This is a genomic window from Pseudomonas sp. FH1, assembly GCF_000510895.2.
Taxonomy (GTDB): domain Bacteria; phylum Pseudomonadota; class Gammaproteobacteria; order Pseudomonadales; family Pseudomonadaceae; genus Aquipseudomonas; species Aquipseudomonas azotoformans_A.
In genome coordinates, this window is sequence record NZ_AOHM01000123.1 from 1 (window position 1) to 20,197 (window position 20,197).

18 protein-coding genes and 2 riboswitches are annotated in these 20,197 nt (G+C 62.6%); of the genes, 5 read left to right on the top strand and 13 right to left on the bottom strand.

Going from position 1 to position 20,197, the window contains the following annotated elements:
- The 7 genes from H096_RS26100 to H096_RS26130 form a co-directional block, all read right to left on the bottom strand.
- Window positions 1–458, bottom strand: a 458-nt coding sequence (locus H096_RS26100; RefSeq protein WP_033902242.1) for a DUF2797 domain-containing protein, incomplete at its 3' end; no start/stop codon positions are given.
- Window positions 455–715 (bottom strand): DUF1315 family protein, encoded by a 261-nt coding sequence (locus H096_RS26105; RefSeq protein WP_033902243.1) that lies wholly within the window; start codon window positions 713–715, stop codon window positions 455–457. The genes H096_RS26105 and H096_RS26100, both read right to left, overlap by 4 nt.
- Window positions 716–768: 53 nt before the next feature.
- On the bottom strand, window positions 769–1,692 hold the full coding sequence (locus H096_RS26110; RefSeq protein WP_033902244.1) for a tetratricopeptide repeat protein: 924 nt from the start codon (window positions 1,690–1,692) through the stop codon (window positions 769–771).
- On the bottom strand, window positions 1,692–2,177 hold the full coding sequence (locus H096_RS26115) for a hypothetical protein (RefSeq protein WP_033902245.1): 486 nt from the start codon (window positions 2,175–2,177) through the stop codon (window positions 1,692–1,694). The genes H096_RS26110 and H096_RS26115 overlap by 1 nt, the downstream gene beginning before the upstream one ends.
- A complete protein-coding gene (locus tag H096_RS26120) occupies window positions 2,177–3,526 on the bottom strand; it encodes an ATP-binding protein (protein ID WP_033902246.1) in 1,350 nt (449 codons plus the stop codon). The genes H096_RS26115 and H096_RS26120 overlap by 1 nt, the downstream gene beginning before the upstream one ends.
- Window positions 3,527–3,564: 38 nt before the next feature.
- Window positions 3,565–4,536, bottom strand: a complete 972-nt coding sequence (locus tag H096_RS26125) for a metallophosphoesterase (RefSeq protein ID WP_033902247.1) — start codon at window positions 4,534–4,536, stop codon at window positions 3,565–3,567.
- Window positions 4,536–5,426, bottom strand: a complete 891-nt coding sequence (locus H096_RS26130) for an NAD(+) kinase (RefSeq protein WP_003217892.1) — start codon at window positions 5,424–5,426, stop codon at window positions 4,536–4,538. The genes H096_RS26125 and H096_RS26130 overlap by 1 nt, the downstream gene beginning before the upstream one ends.
- Before the next feature lie 144 nt (window positions 5,427–5,570).
- Here H096_RS26130 and H096_RS26135 point away from each other — a divergent pair, with 144 nt between their 5' ends.
- Window positions 5,571–6,518, top strand: a complete 948-nt coding sequence (locus H096_RS26135; protein WP_033902248.1) for a DUF1853 family protein — start codon at window positions 5,571–5,573, stop codon at window positions 6,516–6,518.
- Here the strand turns inward: H096_RS26135 and H096_RS26140 are convergent.
- The 4 genes from H096_RS26140 to cobW are packed head-to-tail and all read right to left on the bottom strand — an operon-like array spanning window position 6,515 to window position 12,992.
- Window positions 6,515–7,114, bottom strand: coding sequence for a VWA domain-containing protein (locus H096_RS26140; protein WP_033902313.1), 600 nt, complete (start codon window positions 7,112–7,114; stop codon window positions 6,515–6,517). The two genes, H096_RS26135 and H096_RS26140, sit on opposite strands and share 4 nt — an antisense overlap.
- Before the next feature lie 53 nt (window positions 7,115–7,167).
- Complete coding sequence (locus H096_RS26145; RefSeq protein ID WP_033902249.1) at window positions 7,168–8,166, bottom strand: AAA family ATPase; 999 nt, start codon at window positions 8,164–8,166, stop codon at window positions 7,168–7,170.
- Window positions 8,166–11,927 carry a cobaltochelatase subunit CobN gene (gene cobN / locus H096_RS26150; protein ID WP_033902250.1) on the bottom strand — a complete coding sequence of 1,254 codons (3,762 nt, stop codon included), beginning with the start codon at window positions 11,925–11,927 and terminating at the stop codon, window positions 8,166–8,168. Before cobN ends, H096_RS26145 begins: the two co-directional genes overlap by 1 nt.
- A gap of 3 nt (window positions 11,928–11,930) precedes the next feature.
- The gene (cobW, locus tag H096_RS26155; protein ID WP_033902251.1) at window positions 11,931–12,992 is read right to left on the bottom strand and encodes a cobalamin biosynthesis protein CobW; all 1,062 of its coding nucleotides are present in this window, start codon (window positions 12,990–12,992) and stop codon (window positions 11,931–11,933) included.
- Between the two features lie 92 nt (window positions 12,993–13,084).
- Window positions 13,085–13,286, bottom strand: a riboswitch (cobalamin riboswitch).
- Between the two features lie 700 nt (window positions 13,287–13,986).
- Window positions 13,987–14,190: riboswitch (cobalamin riboswitch) on the top strand.
- Window positions 14,191–14,285: 95 nt separating this feature from the next.
- On the opposite strand from cobW, the gene H096_RS26160 reads away from it, so the two are divergent.
- The 4 genes from H096_RS26160 (at window position 14,286) to cobM (ending at window position 16,395) form a co-directional block, all read left to right on the top strand.
- Window positions 14,286–14,474 carry a CbtB domain-containing protein gene (locus H096_RS26160; protein WP_033902252.1) on the top strand — a complete coding sequence of 63 codons (189 nt, stop codon included), beginning with the start codon at window positions 14,286–14,288 and terminating at the stop codon, window positions 14,472–14,474.
- 11 nt (window positions 14,475–14,485) lie between these two features.
- A complete protein-coding gene (locus H096_RS26165; RefSeq protein WP_033902253.1) occupies window positions 14,486–15,190 on the top strand; it encodes a CbtA family protein in 705 nt (234 codons plus the stop codon).
- The gene (locus H096_RS26170) at window positions 15,187–15,579 is read left to right on the top strand and encodes a cobalamin biosynthesis protein (protein WP_033902254.1); all 393 of its coding nucleotides are present in this window, start codon (window positions 15,187–15,189) and stop codon (window positions 15,577–15,579) included. Before H096_RS26165 ends, H096_RS26170 begins: the two co-directional genes overlap by 4 nt.
- 69 nt (window positions 15,580–15,648) lie before the next feature.
- On the top strand, window positions 15,649–16,395 hold the full coding sequence (gene cobM, locus H096_RS26175; RefSeq protein WP_033902255.1) for a precorrin-4 C(11)-methyltransferase: 747 nt from the start codon (window positions 15,649–15,651) through the stop codon (window positions 16,393–16,395).
- 63 nt (window positions 16,396–16,458) lie between these two features.
- Here the strand turns inward: cobM and nfuA are convergent, their stop codons facing one another.
- Complete coding sequence (gene nfuA, locus H096_RS26180) at window positions 16,459–17,043, bottom strand: Fe-S biogenesis protein NfuA (RefSeq protein WP_003190728.1); 585 nt, start codon at window positions 17,041–17,043, stop codon at window positions 16,459–16,461.
- A 786-nt stretch (window positions 17,044–17,829) separates the two neighbouring features.
- A complete protein-coding gene (locus H096_RS26185; RefSeq protein WP_033902256.1) occupies window positions 17,830–20,121 on the bottom strand; it encodes a fatty acid cis/trans isomerase in 2,292 nt (763 codons plus the stop codon).
- Window positions 20,122–20,197 lie beyond the last annotated feature (76 nt).

The following is a 20,197-nucleotide window of genomic DNA, read 5'->3' on the forward strand; positions in this document are numbered from 1 at the left end:
GACTGCTGGCGGGTCGCCACGCGCATGATCGGCAGCGCCTGGCTCGCGCCCTGGTCCAGCCAGCGTGTCGGCAACTGGGTGGCGCGGGTGATGCCGACCTTGATCCCCGACGAATTCGCCAGGTACACCACGTGGTCGGTCATGCAGAATTTTTCGCCCCAGCCCGGATCGCGGCAGGTGCCGGCGTCGTAATGGCAACGCTCAGGGCTCATGATGCACAGGTCACACTGGGCCAGCTTGGTCATGCACGGGTAGCAGTAACCCTGGCTGAAGCTGGTTTTGGTCTTGCGGCCGCAATGGCTGCAATGGATGGCACCGAGGTATTCCAGGCGCACGTGCGTGCCGATCAACGGGTTGACCGGTACCTCGACATCGCCCAGGCGAAACGCGTATTGAACGGTCGGCTCACCGAGTTGCGCCGACATTTTGCTGACTGCACCGCGACCAATTTCAATCAATGGATCGCATCCGACTTGAACAGGATATTCGGTACGGGCGCCGACTTGGACGCACATTCCTGCGGGCCCATGTAGCCGGTGCGCTGCTCTTCCGGCAGGTTCTGGATTTCCCAGGCGATCATGGCCTGCAACGACAGCTCGCGCTGTTCGGCGGAGAGCTTGCGGCCATCGGACCACTTGCCGATTTCCACGGCGAGCTTGAGGCTCTCGTAGATGTCCGGGGTGATGTTTTCGATCATTTCAGCAAAAGACGACATGTGAACAACCTCTGAGGTTCAGCGAGTACATGGGTGACGGGGCCTCTGGCCCGTCAGAATTCCTTGGAGAGCTTGACCTGCACAAGCTCCTTATCCAGCAGGCGCCGGAATATCTGCGGCGCCGCGAAAGTGTAGGCGGCAAAGGCCAGCCACAGCCAATTGACCATCTCGGCCACCTGCGGGTAGCCCTGGTCGGTCAACGTGATCACCACGACACGGTAGACCACAAACATGCACAACAGCAGGATGATGGCGCGGGTCGCACTGCGCTCGTTCATCCAGCTGTTGAAGCGCCACCAGGTGCCGAGGAACACGTTGCTGCGGGCCTTGACGGCCGTGAGCAGGTGCAGCGCCGCAACGTTGGTGGCGTTTTGTTGCAGGGCCCAGATCGCGTGATCGCGAGCACCGTTGATGTCCCCTTTACGCAGCAACAGATGGCCGAGCACCACCACGGCCGCCGCATTCGCAGGGTCGGCTTGCAACGCCTGGCGCGCGAATTGATACGCCTGGTCCCACTGGCTGCTATCGCGGTGAAATTGCGCCATGGCCACCAGGTTCGCCGGATCGTCCGGACCCAGCTCCAGGGCTTTCTGCAACGGCTCGCGGCTCTGCGCCAGGCGACCGGTGAGTTGGTACAACTCGGCCTGGCAACGGTAGTACGCCGGGTTCAGCGGTTCCATGTCCAACAACTGGGTCACGTGTTCCTGGGCCAACGTGAACTTGCGTAAGGCAATCGCTACCTGCGCGGCGGCATAGTGGGACAGCGGCAGTTGCGCATCGGCGGCCAAGGCCAGCTGCACTTCGCGCTTGGCGGCATGCACGCGGCGCATGTTCATCAGGCAGATCGCCAGCAAGGCGTGGGCCTCGGCGGAATCCGGGTCGCTGGCCAACAGTTGGCGCAGGGCATCGATTGCGCCGTCGTTGTGGTCGGCCTGCAGGCGCTGGTAGGCCAGTTGCAGCAGATAGTCAGTATTCATCAGCTCACCACCAGGTACCACAAGGTGTACGGCAGCCATTTGACGACCATGCCTTTAAGCACGAAGCCACCAATCAACGCCAAGGGAAAACCAAAGCGGCTCAACTCGCCGCCGTAGTACTGGTAAATTTCGATGGTCGCGCTTTGCTGCATGTACAACAGGTAGCCCAGGGTGAGTTTCCACACCACCAGCACCAGCAAGGCGTACTGGATTTGCGCCTGCGTCTGCAGATAACCCGCACCCACCAGCTGCAACAAGGCAAAACCGATCACGATGCTGCCCAGCAGCGCAACGCCCGCCAGCACCCATTCGCGCACCCGCGTCGGGCTGCCGACGGCAATGGAGTTGAACACAAACCACGGCAAGCCCAGCCACGCGCCGCCGAGCATCAGGCCGAGCAGCGGCCAGAACGGCGAGACCGCCCACTTGGCCAAGGCGCCGGGACGCGGTTCATCCTCAATGCGATAACCTCCGTACTGCGCCATCAGCGACCCTTCCCGTGCTTGTCGAGGAAGGCCAGCACTTCGTCGTACTGGTTGCCTTCATTGGCATAGCGCGCGTAATTGCGCGCGGTGGTCAGCCATTCCAAGGTGGTGGCGCGCACCTCTTTCAAGGCTTGCTTGAAATGCCGGTCGCAAATCGATTGTTCGGCACCGCTCTCGATGGAGGCTTCAATCGCCTCATCAGCAGCGGTTTCCACCAACTCGCTGAGGTCGGCACCGGAGAAGCCCGAGGTGTTCTTGGCCAGGAAGGCGAAGTCGATGTCGTCCGCCATTGGCCGGCCTTTCATCATCGCCTTGAGCATGGCTTCCCGCGCCGGGCGGTCCGGTGGCGGTACAAACAGCACGCGGTCAAAGCGGCCAGGGCGACGGAACGCCGAGTCCACCGACCACGGCACGTTGGTCGCGGCCAGGATCAGCACGCCGTGGTTGTCGTTGGTGAAACCGTCCATCTCGGAGAGGAACTGGCTCACCAGCTTGGACGATGTCGACTCGCGGGTATTGGCACGTTTGCCACCCAGCGCCTCGACCTCGTCGAAAAACATCACCGCCGGCGCCTGGGCCCGCGCCTGTTCGAACAACGCGTGCAACTTGCGCTCGGATTCGCCGATGTACATGTCCAGCACATCGGAAATCGCCACGTTGAAAAACGTCGCCTTGCACTCCCCCGCCGTAGCCCGGGCCAGCATGGTCTTGCCGCAACCCGGTGGACCGTAAAGCAGCACGCCGCCGCCGACTTTCTTGCGAAAGCGTTGGAACAGGCCCGGTTTCTGGTACGGCAGGATGATCTTTTTGTGGATGGTCTTTTTCAGCTCATCCAGGCCGCCGATATCATCGAAGGTCAGGGTTTCGTTTTCCGGCACCAGCAGGCGCACGACTTCACTCTGGTCAGTGTCGTCATTGGAGATCACGCGCAGGCGCGGACGACCCTCGGTGCCAGGGAAATCCACCACCGACACGTTCAAGCGGCGCCACAGCGCCATGTCTTCCAGGGCCGGATTGGCGTCCACCGCTGCGCGATATTCCACTTGGGCATCCTTGAGACGCTCCAGTGCCGCCAGGGCACGGGCCTTGAGCAGTCGCGCGGCAGGGTCGCCACCTTCGATCAAAGGCAGCGCCCTTTGCGCTTGACCGTCGGCCAGCAACAACTGCGCCGCCGCGAACTTCAAGGCGGGCGCGTCAGGCCATTGTTCAAGGTCGTCGGGCAACAGCTTCAGCCCGCGTGCGTGCTCGCCGCGCTCAACACTGGCGCCCAGCAGCACGGTCAGCAGCGCGACGTTACCAGGGGCCGCGGCCAGCGCAGCCTCCAGTTGGTCGAACGTCGAATCATCCATGGAGGTTCCTCAAAAGTGCATGTGCAGCGCGCAGGGGCTCATGTGAGCACCTCCGGCCGCTCGACATCGACCCAGACGAACTTGCGCGGGTCGAGGCGGGTTTCCTGGTCCAGACGATAGGCGACCAGCTTGCCGTACAGCACCGCGCTGTAGTCCAGGCAAGCCAGGTTCTCGCGGATCGGCGCCGGTTTGCCGCTGCGCCAGTAGTGACCGACGAACAACAAGGGTTCGTCGACGCCGTAGCGCAGCAGGGAATTCTTTTCGGTGGACGACAACGGCGTGCGCGCCACCGGTTCCGGCAACGCGTCGGGCTGGAACACAATGTCGCCGTAGGTCTTGGGGTCGTCTTCCCAGAACTTGGTGCGAAAGAACGAGCGCGTCAGGCCATCGCCGCCGGTCAGCGTAAGGCCATCCGGCAGGCGCATGTCGGTGCCGCGCAGCAGCCTGTCGAAGGCGTTGCAGGCAAAACTGCCCGGCACGGCGGCGGCTTGCAGGAAATGCGTGTCAATGCAGCCGTCCGGGAAGGTCGCGCGCAGCGGATCGATAAAGCCGTCATCCCAGCACGCATGCACCACGCGAAAGCGCCCGGCATCGACAAACAGCGGCATGTCGTAGAACCAGCCGAGGAAGTCGTGCCAGTCGGCCGGGTGGTGTTCGAATTGGGTCAGGGTCTCGTGGATCAACCGCGCATGCCGTGGGTTGTGCTCGCGCACGAACTGCTTGCCACTGCCCGGCGGCGCCGGTGTGGTCCAACCCAGAGCGTTGAATTCATGGTTGCCCATGATGCACAGCGCCTGGCCGGCCTCGGCCATGTCGTGGACGATGTGCAGCGCCTCGCGGATACGCGGCCCCCGATCGATGATATCGCCGAGGAACACCGCCATGCGCGACGGATGGCGCCAGGTGCCGCCCTGCTTGTGGTAGCCCAACCGGTCGAGCAAATGCTCAAGGGTGTGGGCGCAACCGTGCACGTCACCAATCAGGTCGTAGCTACGCGCGGGATCGAGCATCAGTCGCCTCCACCCCCCAAGCGGCTGCCCCAGCCCAGCTTGGTGCGGCACACTTCGTAGTAGTTGTGGTCCAGCGGGTGGATCAACCGCAACTTCTGTGCCTTCTTGCTCACGGTGATGGTGTCACCGGGGGCGCAGGTGAAATGGTTCTGCCCGTCACACGACACCTGCGGGTAGATCTGCATGTCTTTGGACACCACGATTTTCAGCTCACTGTTGCCGTCGACCACAATCGGCCTGCTCGACAACATATGGGGGTACATCGGCACGATCACAATGGCATCCAGCTTGGGATGCATGATCGGGCCACCCGCCGACAACGCGTAGGCGGTGGAACCGGTGGGCGTGGCCACGATCAGGCCGTCGGCCTTTTGGCTGCACACGAACTGGCCGTCTATATAGAGTTCGAACTCGATCATCCGCGTGGACTTGCCGGGGTGCAGCACCACGTCATTCAAGGCATCGCCCTGGCCGATGGCCTCGCCGTGGCGGCGCACTTCGGCTTGCAGCAGGAAGCGGTTCTCCACCAGGTAATGGCCGTCGAGCACCTTGGCCACTTCGACTTCCAGCTCATCAGGGCGGATATCGGTCAGGAAACCCAGGCTGCCCCGGTTGATCCCCAGCACCGGCACGTTATGCCGCGCCAAGGCACGGGCGGCCCCCAACAGGCTGCCGTCGCCGCCGACCACAATCACCATGTCACAGACTTCGCCGAGCATCTTGCGTGACGAGGTCTGCAGGCCGTGGCCGGGGAGGATTTCAGCGATGGTGTCTTCGAGGATCACATGCAGGTGGCGTTCCAGCAGGAATTTTTTCAGCCGGCGGACGGTGTCCAACACCTGGGTACTGCCCAGGCGACCGATAATGCCGATATTGCGAAATTGCTCCATGGGGCTCCTGCGGGATATGGGGTGTGGCAAAAAGAAGGATTATGGGCGAAAGGCCGCCCCAGGCAAAATCCTTTGTCGCCGTGACGCCTTGATGACAATGGTTCTCAGCCACCCATGCCCCTTGTAAACGGCTATGCTCGGACCATGACTGTGTTCCCGGATCTGCACAACCTGCCCCGCCAGCTGCGCCACCCCGAAGTGCGCGACCTGGCGTGGGTGATGCTCGCCCCGCCGATGCTGGCGCAGACACCTTGGCCGCAACGCCATCCGCTGGCCGGCAGCGATTGGGTGCAGGCCCCGCATTTACTCGAGCAGTGGTTGCGCCAACTCGACCAGGACAGCAGCACCTTGCAGCAGTGGTTGAGCCAGTCGCGCACCCGGCGCCTGGGCCTGTATTACGAACGCTTGTGGCAGTTCGCCGTGCAGCATGCGCCGGGGGTTGAGTTGCTGGCGGCCAACCTGCCAATCCGGCGTGCCGGACATACCCTGGGCGAGCTGGACATGCTGCTGCGTGACCGCGACGGCGTGCATCACCTGGAACTGGCGATCAAACTCTATCTTGGGCCGCAGGACGGCAATGGCCAGGATACGGCGCAGTGGTTGGGGCCTGGCTGTCATGACCGGCTGGATCGAAAACTGGCGCATCTGGCCCAGCACCAACTGCCCATTTCAGCGCGGGCGGAAAGTCGCGAGGCGTTGGCGGCGTTGGATATCCAGCAGTTCGATGCGCATTTGTGGCTCGGCGGTTATCTGCTGTATCCCTGGCCTGGCGAGGCCCAAGCCCCCACTGGCGCCCATCCGCACCATTTGCGTGGGCGCTGGTTGCATCAGCGCGATTGGCAAGCGTTTGTCAGCCGCAGCCAACCCGGCCGTTGGCAACCCCTGCCCCGGCATGCGTGGTTGGCGCCAGCGCATTACACGGCGGATCACGTCTGGAGTGAAGAACAGATGCGCGGCTGGCTGGCGGAGCTGGATCCGATGGCGCCGGCGCAGTTGTTGGTGCGCATGGTTCAAGTGGACGAGGATTGGGAGGAAGCCGAACGGTTGTTCCTGGTGGCCAACCTGTGGCCGAACGTGCCCGGCAACACCTAATCGTCGATATGCCGGTAATCCAGTTGCAGCCCCACCGCCAGCGCCTGTGACCGACCCAAGCGGATCGGCCCACGCTCGATATCCACCAGCACACCAGGACACTCCAGCAACGGCAACCCGTCGATATTCTTGAGTCGCCCATCCGTAATCACCAGCAGCCGCTGTTGTTCAGCCGGATACCGCTTGCGCCGCTGCGCCAGCCACGCCCCGGCCTCGGTCAACGCCGCAAGCAACGGCGTACCACCGCCCGCGCCCAATTGATCCAGCCAACCCGCCAAGCCCTTCGCCGCCTTCAATCCCTGGACCTGCCATTTGGGCGAGTGCCCGCTGGCAGTCAACAACGCCATCCGCGCCCGTTGGCGGTAAGCATCATCAAACAGTTGCGCCAACAAACCCTTGGCGTCGGTGAGCGCGCTGTGCCGTCGGGTGGACGCCGAGGCATCCACAATCACCAGCCACAGCTCATGAGCCGAACGGCTGCGCAGGTGAAACAGCAAGTCTTCACGGGATTGGGGCCGACCACCGAGCAAGGTGCCCGGCCAATTGATCGAGCCTTGTTTCGCGCTGCGCGCCTTGCCGTGCCTGCCGCTGTCCAGTCGCCCTGCCTTGGGGCGGGCATCCGCCCCCACGCCAGGTCGGGGGCGAATGCCTAGGGCTTTTTTGGCCAGGTAGGTACATCCCGACGCGCCCCCGTGGGCAGGGCCGGAGTGGGCATGTCGCCCCATTGGCCTTGGCCGGGCGAAGTGTCGGAGGGTTTGGGCGACTGCCCTTCGTTCGGAGGACTGGCTGGAGGCGCCTGCTCCTGGCGGCGGTGGCGCAAGGCAAACTCGGCAACCGCGTCGATATCTTCGTCGGCAATCGCGCTGGCGCCCCGCCAAGCAGCATGGGCCCTGGCACCCCGCAACCAGACAAGGTCCGCACGCAAACCATCGACGCCCGCGGCAAAACACCGCTCGGTGATCTGAGCCAGCGCGTCATCATCCAGCGCAATCGTGTCGAGCCGCGCCCGTGCCTGGGTGCAGCGTTCGCGCAAGGCCGACTGCGATGCTTCCCATTTCGCGCAGAACGCCGCCGGGTCGCTGTCGAAATCCAGGCGACGACGGATGATCTGCCCACGCTCGGTCGGCAAGGTCTGCCCGCTCAACGCCACGTTGAAGCCGAAACGGTCGAGCAGTTGCGGGCGCAACTCGCCCTCCTCCGGGTTCATGGTGCCGATCAACACGAAGCGCGCCGAATGGCGATGGGAAATGCCGTCGCGCTCGATCAGGTTGGTGCCGCTGGCGGCCACGTCCAGCAGCAGGTCCACCAGGTGATCGGGCAGCAGATTGACTTCATCGACGTACAACACGCCGCCATCCGCCTTCGCCAATACGCCGGGAGAAAACTGCGCACGGCCCTCGCCCAATGCAGCGTCCAGGTCCAACGTGCCGACAAGGCGCTCTTCAGTCGCGCCCAGGGGCAAGGTCACGAACTGACCGCTGGCCAGCAGGTCCGCCAAACCGCGCGCCAAGGTCGACTTGGCCATGCCGCGCGGGCCTTCGATCAGCACACCGCCGATCTTCGGGTCGATGGCGGTCAGGCACAGCGCCAGCTTCAAGTCATCGGCGCCGACTACGGCGGACAGCGGGAAATGGGGAATATCAGTCATCAGCTGTCTTCTTCTATATCGAGCAACAGGTTTTCCAACGCTTCGCGGTACGCCCCCGGCTCCTGCCACATGCCACGCTGTTGCGCTTCGAGCATGCGCTCAGTCATATCCCGCAGCACATCAGGGTTGTGTTGCTGCACAAACGCGCGGGTGTCGGGGTCGAGCAAGTAAGCGTCGGCCAACAGGGCGTATTGGTGATCGTCAATCAGCGCCGTGGTGGCGTCGAAGGCGAACAGGTTGTCCACGGTCGCCGCCATCTCGAAGGCACCTTTATAGCCATGGCGCTTCACGCCCTCGATCCACTTAGGGTTGGCAGCACGGGAGCGGATCACCCGGTTCAGCTCTTCCTTCAGGGTACGGATCTTCGGCAGGTCGGGCTGGCTGTGGTCGCCATGATAGCTGGCAGCCTTGTCGCCACTGAGCGTTTCCACGGCAGCGAGCATGCCGCCCTGGAATTGGTAGTAATCGTTGGAGTCGAGCAAGTCGTGCTCGCGGTTGTCCTGGTTCTGCAACACCGCCTGCACCTGGCTCAAACGCTGGGCAAATTGCGCGCGGGCGGCGGTGCCTTCGTCGGAACCGCCATAGGCATAGCCGCCCCAGTTCAGGTAAACCTCGGCCAGGTCTTCACGGCTTTGCCACAGGCGACCATCCACCGCGCCCTGCACGCCCGCGCCGTAGGCACCGGGCTTGGCGCCGAAGATGCGCCAACCGGCCTGCCTCGCCGCCGCTTCTGCGTCCAGGCCAGACTGGAGCAGCGCCTCACGCTCACTGCGCACCTTGGCCGCCAGCGGGTTCATATCATCCGGCTCATCCATCGCCGCCACGGCTTGCACCGCGGCGTCGAACAGGCGGATCAGGTTGGCAAAGGCATCGCGGAAAAAGCCCGACACCCGCAAGGTCACGTCAACGCGCGGACGGTCCAACAGGCTGATCGGCAGGATCTCGAAATCATCCACCCGCTGGCTGCCGGTCGCCCACACCGGGCGCACGCCCATCAGGGCCATGGCTTGGGCGATATCGTCGCCGCCGGTGCGCATGGTGGCGGTGCCCCATACCGACAGGCCGAGCTGGCGCAGGTGGTCGCCGTGGTCTTGCAAATGCCGCTCAAGAATCAGGTTGGCGGACTGGAAGCCGATGCGCCAGGCCGTGGTGGTCGGCAGGTTGCGCACGTCGACGGTGAAAAAGTTGCGCCCCGTTGGCAGTACGTCCAAACGCCCGCGACTCGGTGCGCCACTCGGGCCTGCCGGCACAAAACGGCCGCTGAGGGCATCCAGCAATCCACGCATTTCCGCAGGGCCACAAGCGTCCAGACGCGGCGCAACCACGATGCGCAGGCTTTCAATAACCGCCTTCACCTCTTCCCAAGCGGGCTCTTCCAACTGCTCAATCGGCCCTTCCAATGCTTGCTCGATCAATCGCGCCGCGTAAAGCTCCAGGCGTTCGCGGGTATCGCCAGCGGTGCGCCACAACTGCGGATCGATCTTCTGCAACACCAGCGGTCGACGCCCAGTCCAAGGCTCGGCCAACGCACAGTCCAGCGGGTCGAACCCCAACTCAAAGGCCTTGGCCAGCGCGCGCAGCAGGCTTGATTGCGGGCCACGGCCGTCGCCACGCGGGATCCGCAGCAAGGCCAGCAACGTGTCGATACGCAAGCGCCCTGTGGGCGACTCACCAAAGATGTGCAGGCCATCGCGGATCTGCGACTCTTTCAAGTCGCATAGGTAAGTGTCCAGGCGCGGCAGCCACACGGCAGCGTCGGCGTCGCTCCCCAGCTCAAGTTCCTGGTCGATGCGGGTTTCGCGCACCAGCTTGAGGATGTCTTTCTGCAACTCCAGGGCGCGTCGCGGATCGAGCAGTTGCGCTTCGTAATATTCGTCAGCCAACAGCTCAAGGTTACGCAGCGGCCCATAGGTTTCGGCACGGGTCAGCGGCGGCATCAGGTGATCGATGATCACCGCCTGAGTGCGCCGCTTGGCCTGAGCGCCCTCGCCGGGATCGTTGACGATAAAGGGGTAGATATTCGGCAACGGCCCCAGCAGCGCATCAGGCCAGCAGTGTTCCGACAGGCCGACGCCCTTGCCCGGCAACCATTCAAGGTTGCCGTGCTTGCCCACGTGGATCACACCATGGGCACCGTAGGTGTGGCGCAGCCAGAAATAGAACGCCAGGTAGCCGTGGGGCGGCACCAGGTCCGGGTCGTGGTAGACGGCGCTCGCGTCCACCTGATAACCCCGCGCTGGCTGGATACCAACGAACGTCAGGCCCAGGCGCAAACCAGCAATCATCAGGCGGCCGTCACGGAACATCGGGTCGTTATGGGGCGTGCCCCAGCGATCCAGCACGGCCTGGCGATTGGCCTCGGGCAAGCGACTGAACATCGCTTCGTAGTCATCCATGCCCAGGCTTTGATGGCAGGGCCGTAGATCGAGGCTGTCGAGGTCGTTGGTGACACCGCCGAGCAAATCGTGGATCAGCGCAGTGCCGCTTTCCGGCAGCGCATCCGGCACCGGATAACCCTCAGCGTGCAAGGCGCGCAGGATATTCAGCGCCGCTGCCGGCGTATCCAGGCCAACACCATTGCCGATACGCCCATCGCGGGTCGGGTAGTTGGCGAGGATCAGCGCGATGCGTTTGTCGGCATTCGGCACTCGCGCCAGTTCGACCCAGCGGCGCGCCAATTCAGCGACAAAATCCATGCGCTCGGGCGCTGCGCGGTAGCACACCACGTCCGACTGACTGCGCTCGCTACGCCACGCCAAATCCTTGAAGCTGATCGGCCGGCTGATGATGCGCCCGTCCAACTCCGGCAAAGCAATGTGCATCGCCAAGTCGCGGGGGCCGAGGCCTTGCTCGCTGGCTTCCCAGCCGGGCTGGTTGTCCTGGGCGCAGATCGCTTGGATCACCGGGATATTGCGGCGAAACGGGCGCAAATGCGGTGCTTCCGGACTGGATTGGGCGAAACCGGTGGTATTGAGAATCACCGCCGCGCCCACCTCATCCAGCAGGTCCTCGACCACCGCCAGGCAGCCGGGTTCTTTCAAGCTGGCCACCGCCATCGGCAACGGGTTGAGGCCCGCGGCCTGCAAACGCTGGCAGAACACATCAATAAAACCGGTATTCGCCGCCTGCAAATGAGAACGGTAGAACAGCACCGCCGCCACCGGCCACTCGGCATTCCAGTCGGCCTGCCAATCATTCAGCCGGGCGTTGGCGTGGCGCGGATGATAAATCGCCGTGCGCGGCAGGGTTTGCGGCTCGGCCCAGGCGTAGTCACGGCCCAGGTAAGCGCTGGCCAGGCAGCGATAAAAATCCAGTGCATTGCCCAGACCGCCCTGGCGCAGGAAGTGCCAGAGGCGATCACGCGCTTCGGCGCCGACGGTGCTCAGGCCACTGAGTTCCGGGTCCGGGCGATCATCCCCCGGCACCAGGATCAGCTGCACACCGCGCTCGGCCAATTCCACCAACCGCTCGATGCCGTAACGCCAATAACCGATGCCGCCATGCAGCGAAATCAGGATGACCTTGGCGTGGCGCAGTACCTCATCGACATACAGATCGACCGAGGCATGGTTCTGCACCTGCATCGGGTTGGCCAGGCGAAAGCTGGGGTAGTCGTCCGGCAACTGCTGCGCTGCTTCGGCCAGCAGCGCCAGGCTGGAATCGCCGCTGCACAGGATCACCAGGTCAGCGGGGGTTTGTCCAAGGTCGGCAATATTGTCGTCCGAGACGAAACCACCGGGCTGGGTCCTGAGCAGGTGCATGGGTTAAACGCTGAGGGCAGCGCGCAGTTGCGCTTCGAGGCCCGCCGCGTCAAGGTCCTGGCCGATCAGCACCAGACGCGTGATGCGCGCTTCGTCAGCGCCCCAGGCACGGTCGAAGTGCTTGTCGAAACGCGTACCCACGCCCTGGATCAGCAGGCGCATCGGCTTGTTCGGGATCGCGGCGAAACCTTTGACGCGCAGGATGCCGTGTTGCACCACCAACTGGGTCAGGGCGTCGAGCAACAGTGCTTCGTCGGCTTGCGGCAGATCGATGGAAATGGAGTCGAAGGCATCGTGATCGTGATCGTCTTCACCTTCGTGATGATGATCGTGATGGCTGTGGCGACCGTCGATGTGCTCTTCGGAGCCCGCACCCAGGCCGATCAATACATCCAGGGGCAAGCGGCCGCTGCTGGCCTCGATGATCTTCACCGCTGGCGGCAGTTCTTCCGCGACTTCCAGGCGCACGCGGGCCAGGTCTTCAGGGCTGATCAGGTCGGATTTGTTCAGGATAACGAGGTCGGCGCTGGCCAGTTGGTCGGCGAACAGCTCGTGCAGGGGTGATTCGTGGTCCAGGTTCGGGTCGAGCTTGCGCTGGGCATCCACTTGGTCCGGGAACGCAGCAAAGGTGCCGGCGGCTACCGCCGGGCTGTCGACCACGGTGATCACGGCGTCCACGGTGCAGGCGCTGCGGATTTCCGGCCACTGGAAGGCTTGAACCAGCGGTTTTGGCAGGGCCAGGCCGGAGGTTTCGATGAGAATGTGATCGAGGTCACCGCGACGGGCCACCAATTCGCGCATCACTGGGAAGAACTCTTCCTGCACGGTGCAGCACAGGCAGCCGTTCGCCAGCTCGTAGACGCGGCCGTTGGCTTCTTCTTCGGTGCAGCCGATGGAACACTGCTTGAGGATTTCACCGTCGATACCCAGTTCGCCGAATTCGTTGACGATCACCGCAATGCGGCGGCCCTGGGCGTTGTCGAGCATGTGGCGCAACAAAGTGGTCTTGCCCGAGCCGAGGAAGCCGGTGACGATGGTGACGGGGAGTTTGGCCAGTGTTTTCATCGGATGCCCTTGGGGGCGGGCATACGGGACGATAGGCCCTGCGACGGTGCGCAGCAGCGGATTTCGTCACCGGATCACCCCGCCCGGTTGAAGTAGAAAATCGGTTGCGAGGCAGGTCTCCTGGCTTGGGGCGTGCGGGTCTTGCGACCGGCGCTGGCTGCGCCTTCCCGCCGGTTTGGCAGTGGCGTGGCAGTCAGCTGAACCCTTTACAGTTGCGGGGGCAGCCGCGGCTTGGACCGCGTTCCCTTCTTAGCTTCGGCCTGGGGCCGAAGAACCTCGAGGGTGCAAGGCTACGCAGTGCTTGGGGGATGGTCAATGATGGGGTTTGGGTTGGGGTACATATCCGTTGCTGCGGTAATGGCTGCTTATGGTTCCGCCCTTACGGCGGGTCACTTTTGGAAAAGAGCCCGGAATGCCGGCCCAGCCAAAAGTAACCAAAAGGGCTCTTGCCCCAACACTCGGTACCTCGCCTAGGCTCGGTATGCCCGTAATCCGACAGTGATTTGGGGGGCCGCCGCCACGCGCCATCCATGGCGCGGGGCGGCTAAGATCAAAATCAAAAGCAAGAGCACAGCGGCCTGACAGCCGGCTTGAGTGGTGTAGAGCGAAGGCAAAGGCAAACGCGGTCAACTGTAGGAGCTGGCTTGCCGGCGATGATCTTCAACGATGACGGGGGTACATCTGGATAAACGCGGCGGCCTCACGTTTTTCGCCGGCAAGAACTAGGCGTCCCCCCGGCTCGTGGGTAACCCGGCAGGACGCCGGGTTAGCCGCGCTGGGCCAAGGATGGCCCATCGCGGCGGCCCACGGATTCAAGCCGGAGTGAGGGCACACCGAGCCTAGGCGAGGTGCCGAGTGTTGGGGCAAGAGCGTTTTGCTTACTTTTGCGCTCTATTAAAAGTGAGCCGCCGTAAGGGCGGAACCAATTTCAGCCATCACCGCAGCAACGGATATGTACACACCCCAATTGACTCCCCTCCCACCCCCATGCTCTCCTACACATCTTGTTTCGGGTGCCCTTCACAGGGTGAAACGGGAAACCGGTGCGTCATAGCGATATGACCAGTCCGGTGCTGCCCCCGCAACGGTAAGCGAGCGAAGCGTCAGATCCACTGTGCCTACGGCATGGGAAGGCGATGCTTAATAGGCGCAATGCCCCTCGCAAGCCCGGAGACCGGCCCGAAAAAATCAGATAACAAACCCGCGGTGGGCGGGCGCTGTTCAAACCCTGCGTGCCCGGCTCGCGGGGTTTTCATGCGCTCGTTTCACCCTGACACCTGAAAGGGACGCGCCATGTCGATCATCAGCAGCACCTCGCACTCCGCCAGCAACACCTCGACCCTGAGCCAACGCCTGACCGCCGCCATCGGCGCGTCGATCCTCGGCGCGTGCCTGGTGTATTTCGCCGGTTTCTCGCACATCGAGGCCGTGCACAACGCGGCCCACGATACCCGCCACAGCGCCGCGTTCCCGTGCCACTGAGACCTGCCGACATGATCAAGCGTATCGCGCAAACCGCAGGCTTCACCGGCCTGCTGGCTGCCCTGCTGCTGACCCTGCTGCAAAGCTTTTGGGTCGCCCCGCTGATTCTGCAGGCGGAAACCTTCGAAAAAGCCCCGGCCGCCACCGAAATGGCCCACGAACACGCCGAAGGCGCTGCCGCCCACACCCATGACGCTGAAGCCTGGGAGCCGGAAGATGGCTGGCAGCGCGTGCTGTCCACCACGGGCGGTAACCTAGTGGTCGCGGTCGGCTTTGCATTGATGCTGGCCGGCCTCTACACGCTGCGTACGCCAACCCGTACAGCCCAAGGCCTGCTGTGGGGCTTGGCCGGCTACGCAACCTTTGTGCTGGCACCGACGATGGGCCTGCCGCCTGAGCTGCCGGGCACTGCCGCCGCCGACCTGGCGCTGCGCCAGACCTGGTGGATCGGCACTGCGGCGTCTACTGCTGCCGGCATCGCTTTGATCGTGTTTGGTCGCAACTGGCTGCTGAAAGTGCTGGGCGTGGCGATCCTGGCGGTCCCGCATGTGATCGGCGCGCCGCAACCGGAAGTGCATTCGATGCTCGCTCCAGAAGCCCTGGAAGCGCAGTTCAAGATTGCTTCGCAGCTGACCAACGTCGCCTTCTGGCTGGCCTTGGGCCTGATCAGCGCGTGGTTGTTCCGTCGCAACCGTGACGACCAATACTCGGCATGACTTTGGTGGTTGGCCTGGGTTGCCAGCGGGGTTGTGATCTTCACACCTTGTTGGCGTTGTTCGATTCTGCCCTCGCCGAGGGCGGTATCGAGCGCCAGCGCATTACTGCGCTGGCCAGTCTCGATCGCAAACAGCAGGAACCCGGATTGCTGGCATTGGCGCAGAAGCTGAACCTGCCGCTGCAGTGTTTCAGCGCTGAACAACTGGTGGTGTTTGAACACCGCCTGAGCCACAAATCCGACATCGCTTTTGCCCATACCGGCTGTTACGGCATAGCCGAAAGCGCCGCATTGGCCCTCGCTGAACAGCTCGCCGGCAGCCCTGCCCGCCTGTTGATCACTCGCCAAAAGAGCACCCAGGCCACCTTTGCATTGGCGTGCGCCGGCTAAAATCCCGATAATTGCCGACCTCGATCATGAGCAACATTCATGCTCGCCCGTTTTTCAACAGGAATTACCATGACCGTCTACTTCATCGGCGCAGGCCCCGGCGACCCGGAATTGATCACCGTCAAAGGCCAACGGTTGATCCGCAGCTGCCCGGTGATCATCTATGCTGGCTCATTGGTGCCGGCGGCGGTATTGGAAGGCCACTCGGCGCAAACGGTGGTCAACAGTGCCGAATTACACCTGGAACAAATCATCGATCTGATCAAGACGGCCCACGCGAAGGGCCAGGATGTAGCGCGCGTCCATTCTGGCGACCCGAGCCTGTATGGCGCCATTGGCGAACAGATCCGCCACCTGCGAGAGCTGGGCATTCCGTTCCAGATCATTCCCGGCGTCACCGCCGTGGCTGCCTGCGCCGCCTTGCTGGAAACCGAGCTGACCCTGCCTGACATCGCCCAGAGCGTGATCCTGACCCGCTACGCCGACAAGACCCGCATGCCCAACGGTGAGGATTTCGACAGCCTGGCCCGACATGGCACCACCATGGCGATTCACCTGGGGGTCAATCACTTGGAGAAGATTGTCGCTGAACTGCTGCCGCATTACGGCGCGGACTGCCCGATTGCCGTGGTGCACCGGGCGACCTGGCCGGATCAGGATTGGGCGATGGGCACCTTGAGTGATATTGCCCAGAAGGTGTCGGCCAAGGGCTTTCGGCGCACGGCATTGATTGTGGTCGGCCGGGTGTTGGCGAGTGACAGCTTCAGCGAATCGTCGCTGTATCGCGCGGGCCATGCCCATCTGTACCGCCCCTGAAACGGGACATAAAAAAACGGCGCTCACGGGGCGCCGTTTTTTTGTTCGCAGCGAACACCTTACTCAGTAGTAGGCGTTTTCTTTCTGCGTGTGGTCGGTCACGTCACGTACGCCCTTGAGCTCTGGAATGCGCTCCAGCAAGGTGCGCTCAATGCCTTCGCGCAGGGTCACGTCCGCTTGGCCGCAGCCTTGGCAGCCGCCACCAAACTTCAACACCGCAATGCCGTCATCAACCACGTCGATCAGGCTGACCTGGCCGCCGTGGCTGGCAAGGCCGGGGTTGATTTCGGTCTGCAGGTAGTAGTTGATGCGCTCGTTCACCGGGCTGTCGGCGTTGACATTCGGCACCTTGGCGTTGGGCGCCTTGATGGTCAGCTGGCCGCCCATGCGGTCGGTGGCGTAGTCGACCACGGCGTCGTCGAGGAAGGCTTCGCTGAAGGCATCGATGTAGGCGGTGAAGCTTTTCAGCCCCAGGGCGGTGTCTTCAGGTTTCTCTTCCCCAGGCTTGCAGTAGGCGATGCAAGTCTCGGCGTATTGGGTGCCGGGCTGGGTGATAAAGACGCGGATGCCGATACCTGGGGTGTTCTGCTTGGACAGCAGGTCAGCCAGGTAATCGTGGGCGGCGTCGGTAATGGTTATGGCAGTCATGGAAACTCCTCACAGGCTTGCCGGCAGTTTACGCCAAAATATTACGTAGGTACAAAGTCCTAGTGTTTTTGTCGGGATAGGTTTGTTGGGGGGGTGTACATATCCGTTATTTGGGTAACGGCTGATATTGGTTCCGCCCTTACAGCGGGTCACTTTGGAAAAGAGTCCCAAAGTAACCAAAGGGCTCTTGCCCCAACACTCGGCACCTCGCCTAGGCTCGGTGTGCCCGTAATCCGACAGGGATTTGGGGGGCCGCCTAAGATCAAAATCAAAAGCAAAAGCACAGCGGCCTGACAGCCGGCTTGAGTGGTGTAGAGCAAAGGCAAGGGCAAACGCGGTACCTTGTAGGAGCTGGCTTGCCTGCGATAGACGTTAACGATGACGCGGGTAACCAGACAAAACGCGGCGTTCTCACGTTTTTCGCCGGCAAGCCGGCTCCTACAGTGGACCGCGTATCTACGATGCGAAGCGAGTCGCTCTTGATCTTGATTTTGATCTGGGGCGCCCCGTCAAACACGCTGGCCGAACGCAGGCTTGAATCCGTGGGTAACCCGGCAGGACGCCGGGTTAGCCGCGCTGGGCCAAGGATGGCCCATCGCGGCGGCCCACGGATTCAAGCCTTCGTTCGGGCACACCGAGCCTAAGCGAGGTGCCGAGTGTTGGGGCGAGGACCTTTTGGTTACTTTTGGCTGGGCCGGCATTCCGGTCCCTCCAAAAGTGACCCGCTGTAAGAGCGGAACCATAAGCCGCCGTCACCTAAATAACGGATATGTACGCGTACCCCCCTCACAAATTCTCATACCGATTCATATCCAACACCCCCTCCTCCACCGGCGTAGTCTCACGAACATACGCCGACAAATCATGGAAATACTGCCAAAACAGCGGATGACTACGCCGCACACCCCAACGATCCACAATCTTCTCAAACCGCTTGGCATCCTTGGCCCGCTCCATTTCAGCCACAAACTCCGGCACTTCCTGGGCCGGAATATTGAACATAAAGTTCGGGTAGCTGCTCAACACACCCGGATAAATCGTCACCGTATCCAGGCCCGGCTGATAGCGATAAGCCTCACCCAACAGAAACGCCACGTTACTGTGCGCGCGATTACGCAACATGCTGTAAACCACACGCTGACCATTGGCAGTCTCAACCCGCAGCATCGTCGCTTCAGGCAATTGATCGATAACCTTGAGCCCAGCGGCCGGGCGTGACGTCAGGCGGCTCAGCGCCTGCTCCGCATCCTGAATGGCGGGGTCGACACCATCACGGGAGCAATAGGCACCCGTGCAACGGTTGATCGGATCCGGGCTCGCATTCAAATCTCCATATCGCGCCAGCAACTGGTTGGCAAAGTCGCGCTTCGGATCGTTTTCGCTTAGATGCAGGCCGGTAGGCTTATCGTCATCAATCGCCTCATAGTCCAGCCACAGCTTGAGTTTTCCGCTGTTCTGATACCAATCATCCATAAAGTCATCGCGAGAATCGGCCGGCATCAGGCGCAGGAAGTTCTGCTCGGCGCCATTGCGGATCAGGTCGAAGTACAACCGGGTCTGGGCCTGGTGCGACACATTGCCGAACACATCGAAGTTCACCGCCAGCTGATAATAGGTGCGCTCCAGCAGCGGGTAGTCGAACAGCCACATCGTCTGCGGCACTTCGCCGATCAGGCCTTTGGTGACCGAGGCGCTGTCGAAGTGGCGGAAGATGCTCAGCAAGGCATTGTCATTGCCGGCCCACAGGCTCGACCAGCTTGGCGGCGGCAAGTCGGCATAGCTGTCGCGGCGCAGGGCCTCGTAAGCATTGCGCTTGTCGCGGTAAGCCAGCCACAGACTGAGCACGCTGCCGACGTCATCGTTCTGCCCCGGCATGGCCAGCAACGGCGTGGCCTGGCCGCGATAGCGCGCATCGGTGATGTAGAGGTCGTGCTCCGGGTCCTGGAAGAGGGTCCAGAAGTTGTCGCGGATCACGTCCGTGGCGATCTGCCCACGGCACACCGGTCCACGGATAAAGGTGCGTACGAAGTACTCGGCGTTGTCCAGCATGAACTGGTAACGCGCCTTGGCCGGGATGGCTTCGAAGGTTTCGAACGGATTGGCGCGACGGCCTGGGCCATAGCCCGGCAACGCGTCGACCTGCCAGTTGCCCGCGTAGAACAGCTCTTTGATACGTGCCATTTTCTCGGCACTGAACGGGTACGTGATGTGGGTCTTATGCACGATCACGCCCTGCACCGGCCACAGGCGATAATACACACGGGTGCCTGGGTCATCATTGGGGCGACGAGTGGCGATCAGGTCGATTGGCTGGCCGCTTGGCGTACGCGAGCGCACCCACTGGAAGAAATGCCCTGGCTCGCCGTTTTCAAAATAGATATGCGCGAGGAACAAGTGCTCGAACAGCCAGCGCGCCACCAGACTTTCCCGCGCTCCGGGCTGGTTGAACAGGTTTTCCCACTGCTGCACCTGCAGGGCTTCCTTGGCACTGGGCGCCAGACCTTGCTCGTCGATAGGTGCGCCGGACGCGAGCCAGCGTTGCAAGGTCTGGTACTGCTGGTCCGTCAGCCCCGTGACTGCCAACGGCATGCCTTCCTTGGGATGGGCACCCGCGTAAGCGTTGAACTCACCCGGCATGGCGCACATGTTTTCACGGTTCAGGCCCAGCACGATGTCTTCAGGCAACTTGGCGTTGGGCTGCAGCGGTGCGTTATGGCCCAATTCCAGCATGCGCGCCATCAAGGCAGCCTGGCTGCCCTGGGCGTCCAGGACTGAATAGAAGCCCTTTTGCTGCCAGGCTTGCTTGCCAAACGCGTCATAAAACAAACGGGTGGTCGGCGTCGCCTGGCTGCGCTCGCCATCGTAGACCGGCACTTTGCTGGCGCCACGGGCTGCGCCTTCGCCGCTGCCCAGGTTCAGTTGGCAGGCGGAGTCGTAGCAGGCGTGGCAGGCCACGCATTTCTCGGTGAAGATGGGTTGAATGTCGCGGGTGTACGAAATCGCCGGGGCGGGTCCGTCGGCCTGTGCAATGCAGGCGACCAGTGCCAGGACGGCGCTGGTGATGAGGCGAAGTGACATGTATCCGGTCCCGATTCAATACGTACGCTGAAAATTTGCCGGTGATTCTACCGGGCCACACCCCACAACAACATGA

Bases quoted from the DNA above. Each gene is read 5' to 3' on its own strand.
- H096_RS26105 (WP_033902243.1), bottom strand. From the start codon at position 715: ATGTCGTCTTTTGCTGAAATGATCGAAAACATCACCCCGGACATCTAC.
- H096_RS26110 (WP_033902244.1), bottom strand. From the start codon at position 1,692: ATGAATACTGACTATCTGCTGCAACTGGCCTACCAGCGCCTGCAGGCC.
- H096_RS26115 (WP_033902245.1), bottom strand. From the start codon at position 2,177: ATGGCGCAGTACGGAGGTTATCGCATTGAGGATGAACCGCGTCCCGGC.
- H096_RS26120 (WP_033902246.1), bottom strand. From the start codon at position 3,526: ATGGATGATTCGACGTTCGACCAACTGGAGGCTGCGCTGGCCGCGGCC.
- H096_RS26125 (WP_033902247.1), bottom strand. From the start codon at position 4,536: ATGCTCGATCCCGCGCGTAGCTACGACCTGATTGGTGACGTGCACGGT.
- H096_RS26130 (WP_003217892.1), bottom strand. From the start codon at position 5,426: ATGGAGCAATTTCGCAATATCGGCATTATCGGTCGCCTGGGCAGTACC.
- H096_RS26135 (WP_033902248.1), top strand. From the start codon at position 5,571: ATGACTGTGTTCCCGGATCTGCACAACCTGCCCCGCCAGCTGCGCCAC.
- H096_RS26145 (WP_033902249.1), bottom strand. From the start codon at position 8,166: ATGACTGATATTCCCCATTTCCCGCTGTCCGCCGTAGTCGGCGCCGAT.
- cobN (WP_033902250.1), bottom strand. From the start codon at position 11,927: ATGCACCTGCTCAGGACCCAGCCCGGTGGTTTCGTCTCGGACGACAAT.
- cobW (WP_033902251.1), bottom strand. From the start codon at position 12,992: ATGAAAACACTGGCCAAACTCCCCGTCACCATCGTCACCGGCTTCCTC.
- H096_RS26160 (WP_033902252.1), top strand. From the start codon at position 14,286: ATGTCGATCATCAGCAGCACCTCGCACTCCGCCAGCAACACCTCGACC.
- H096_RS26165 (WP_033902253.1), top strand. From the start codon at position 14,486: ATGATCAAGCGTATCGCGCAAACCGCAGGCTTCACCGGCCTGCTGGCT.
- H096_RS26170 (WP_033902254.1), top strand. From the start codon at position 15,187: ATGACTTTGGTGGTTGGCCTGGGTTGCCAGCGGGGTTGTGATCTTCAC.
- cobM (WP_033902255.1), top strand. From the start codon at position 15,649: ATGACCGTCTACTTCATCGGCGCAGGCCCCGGCGACCCGGAATTGATC.
- nfuA (WP_003190728.1), bottom strand. From the start codon at position 17,043: ATGACTGCCATAACCATTACCGACGCCGCCCACGATTACCTGGCTGAC.
- H096_RS26185 (WP_033902256.1), bottom strand. From the start codon at position 20,121: ATGTCACTTCGCCTCATCACCAGCGCCGTCCTGGCACTGGTCGCCTGC.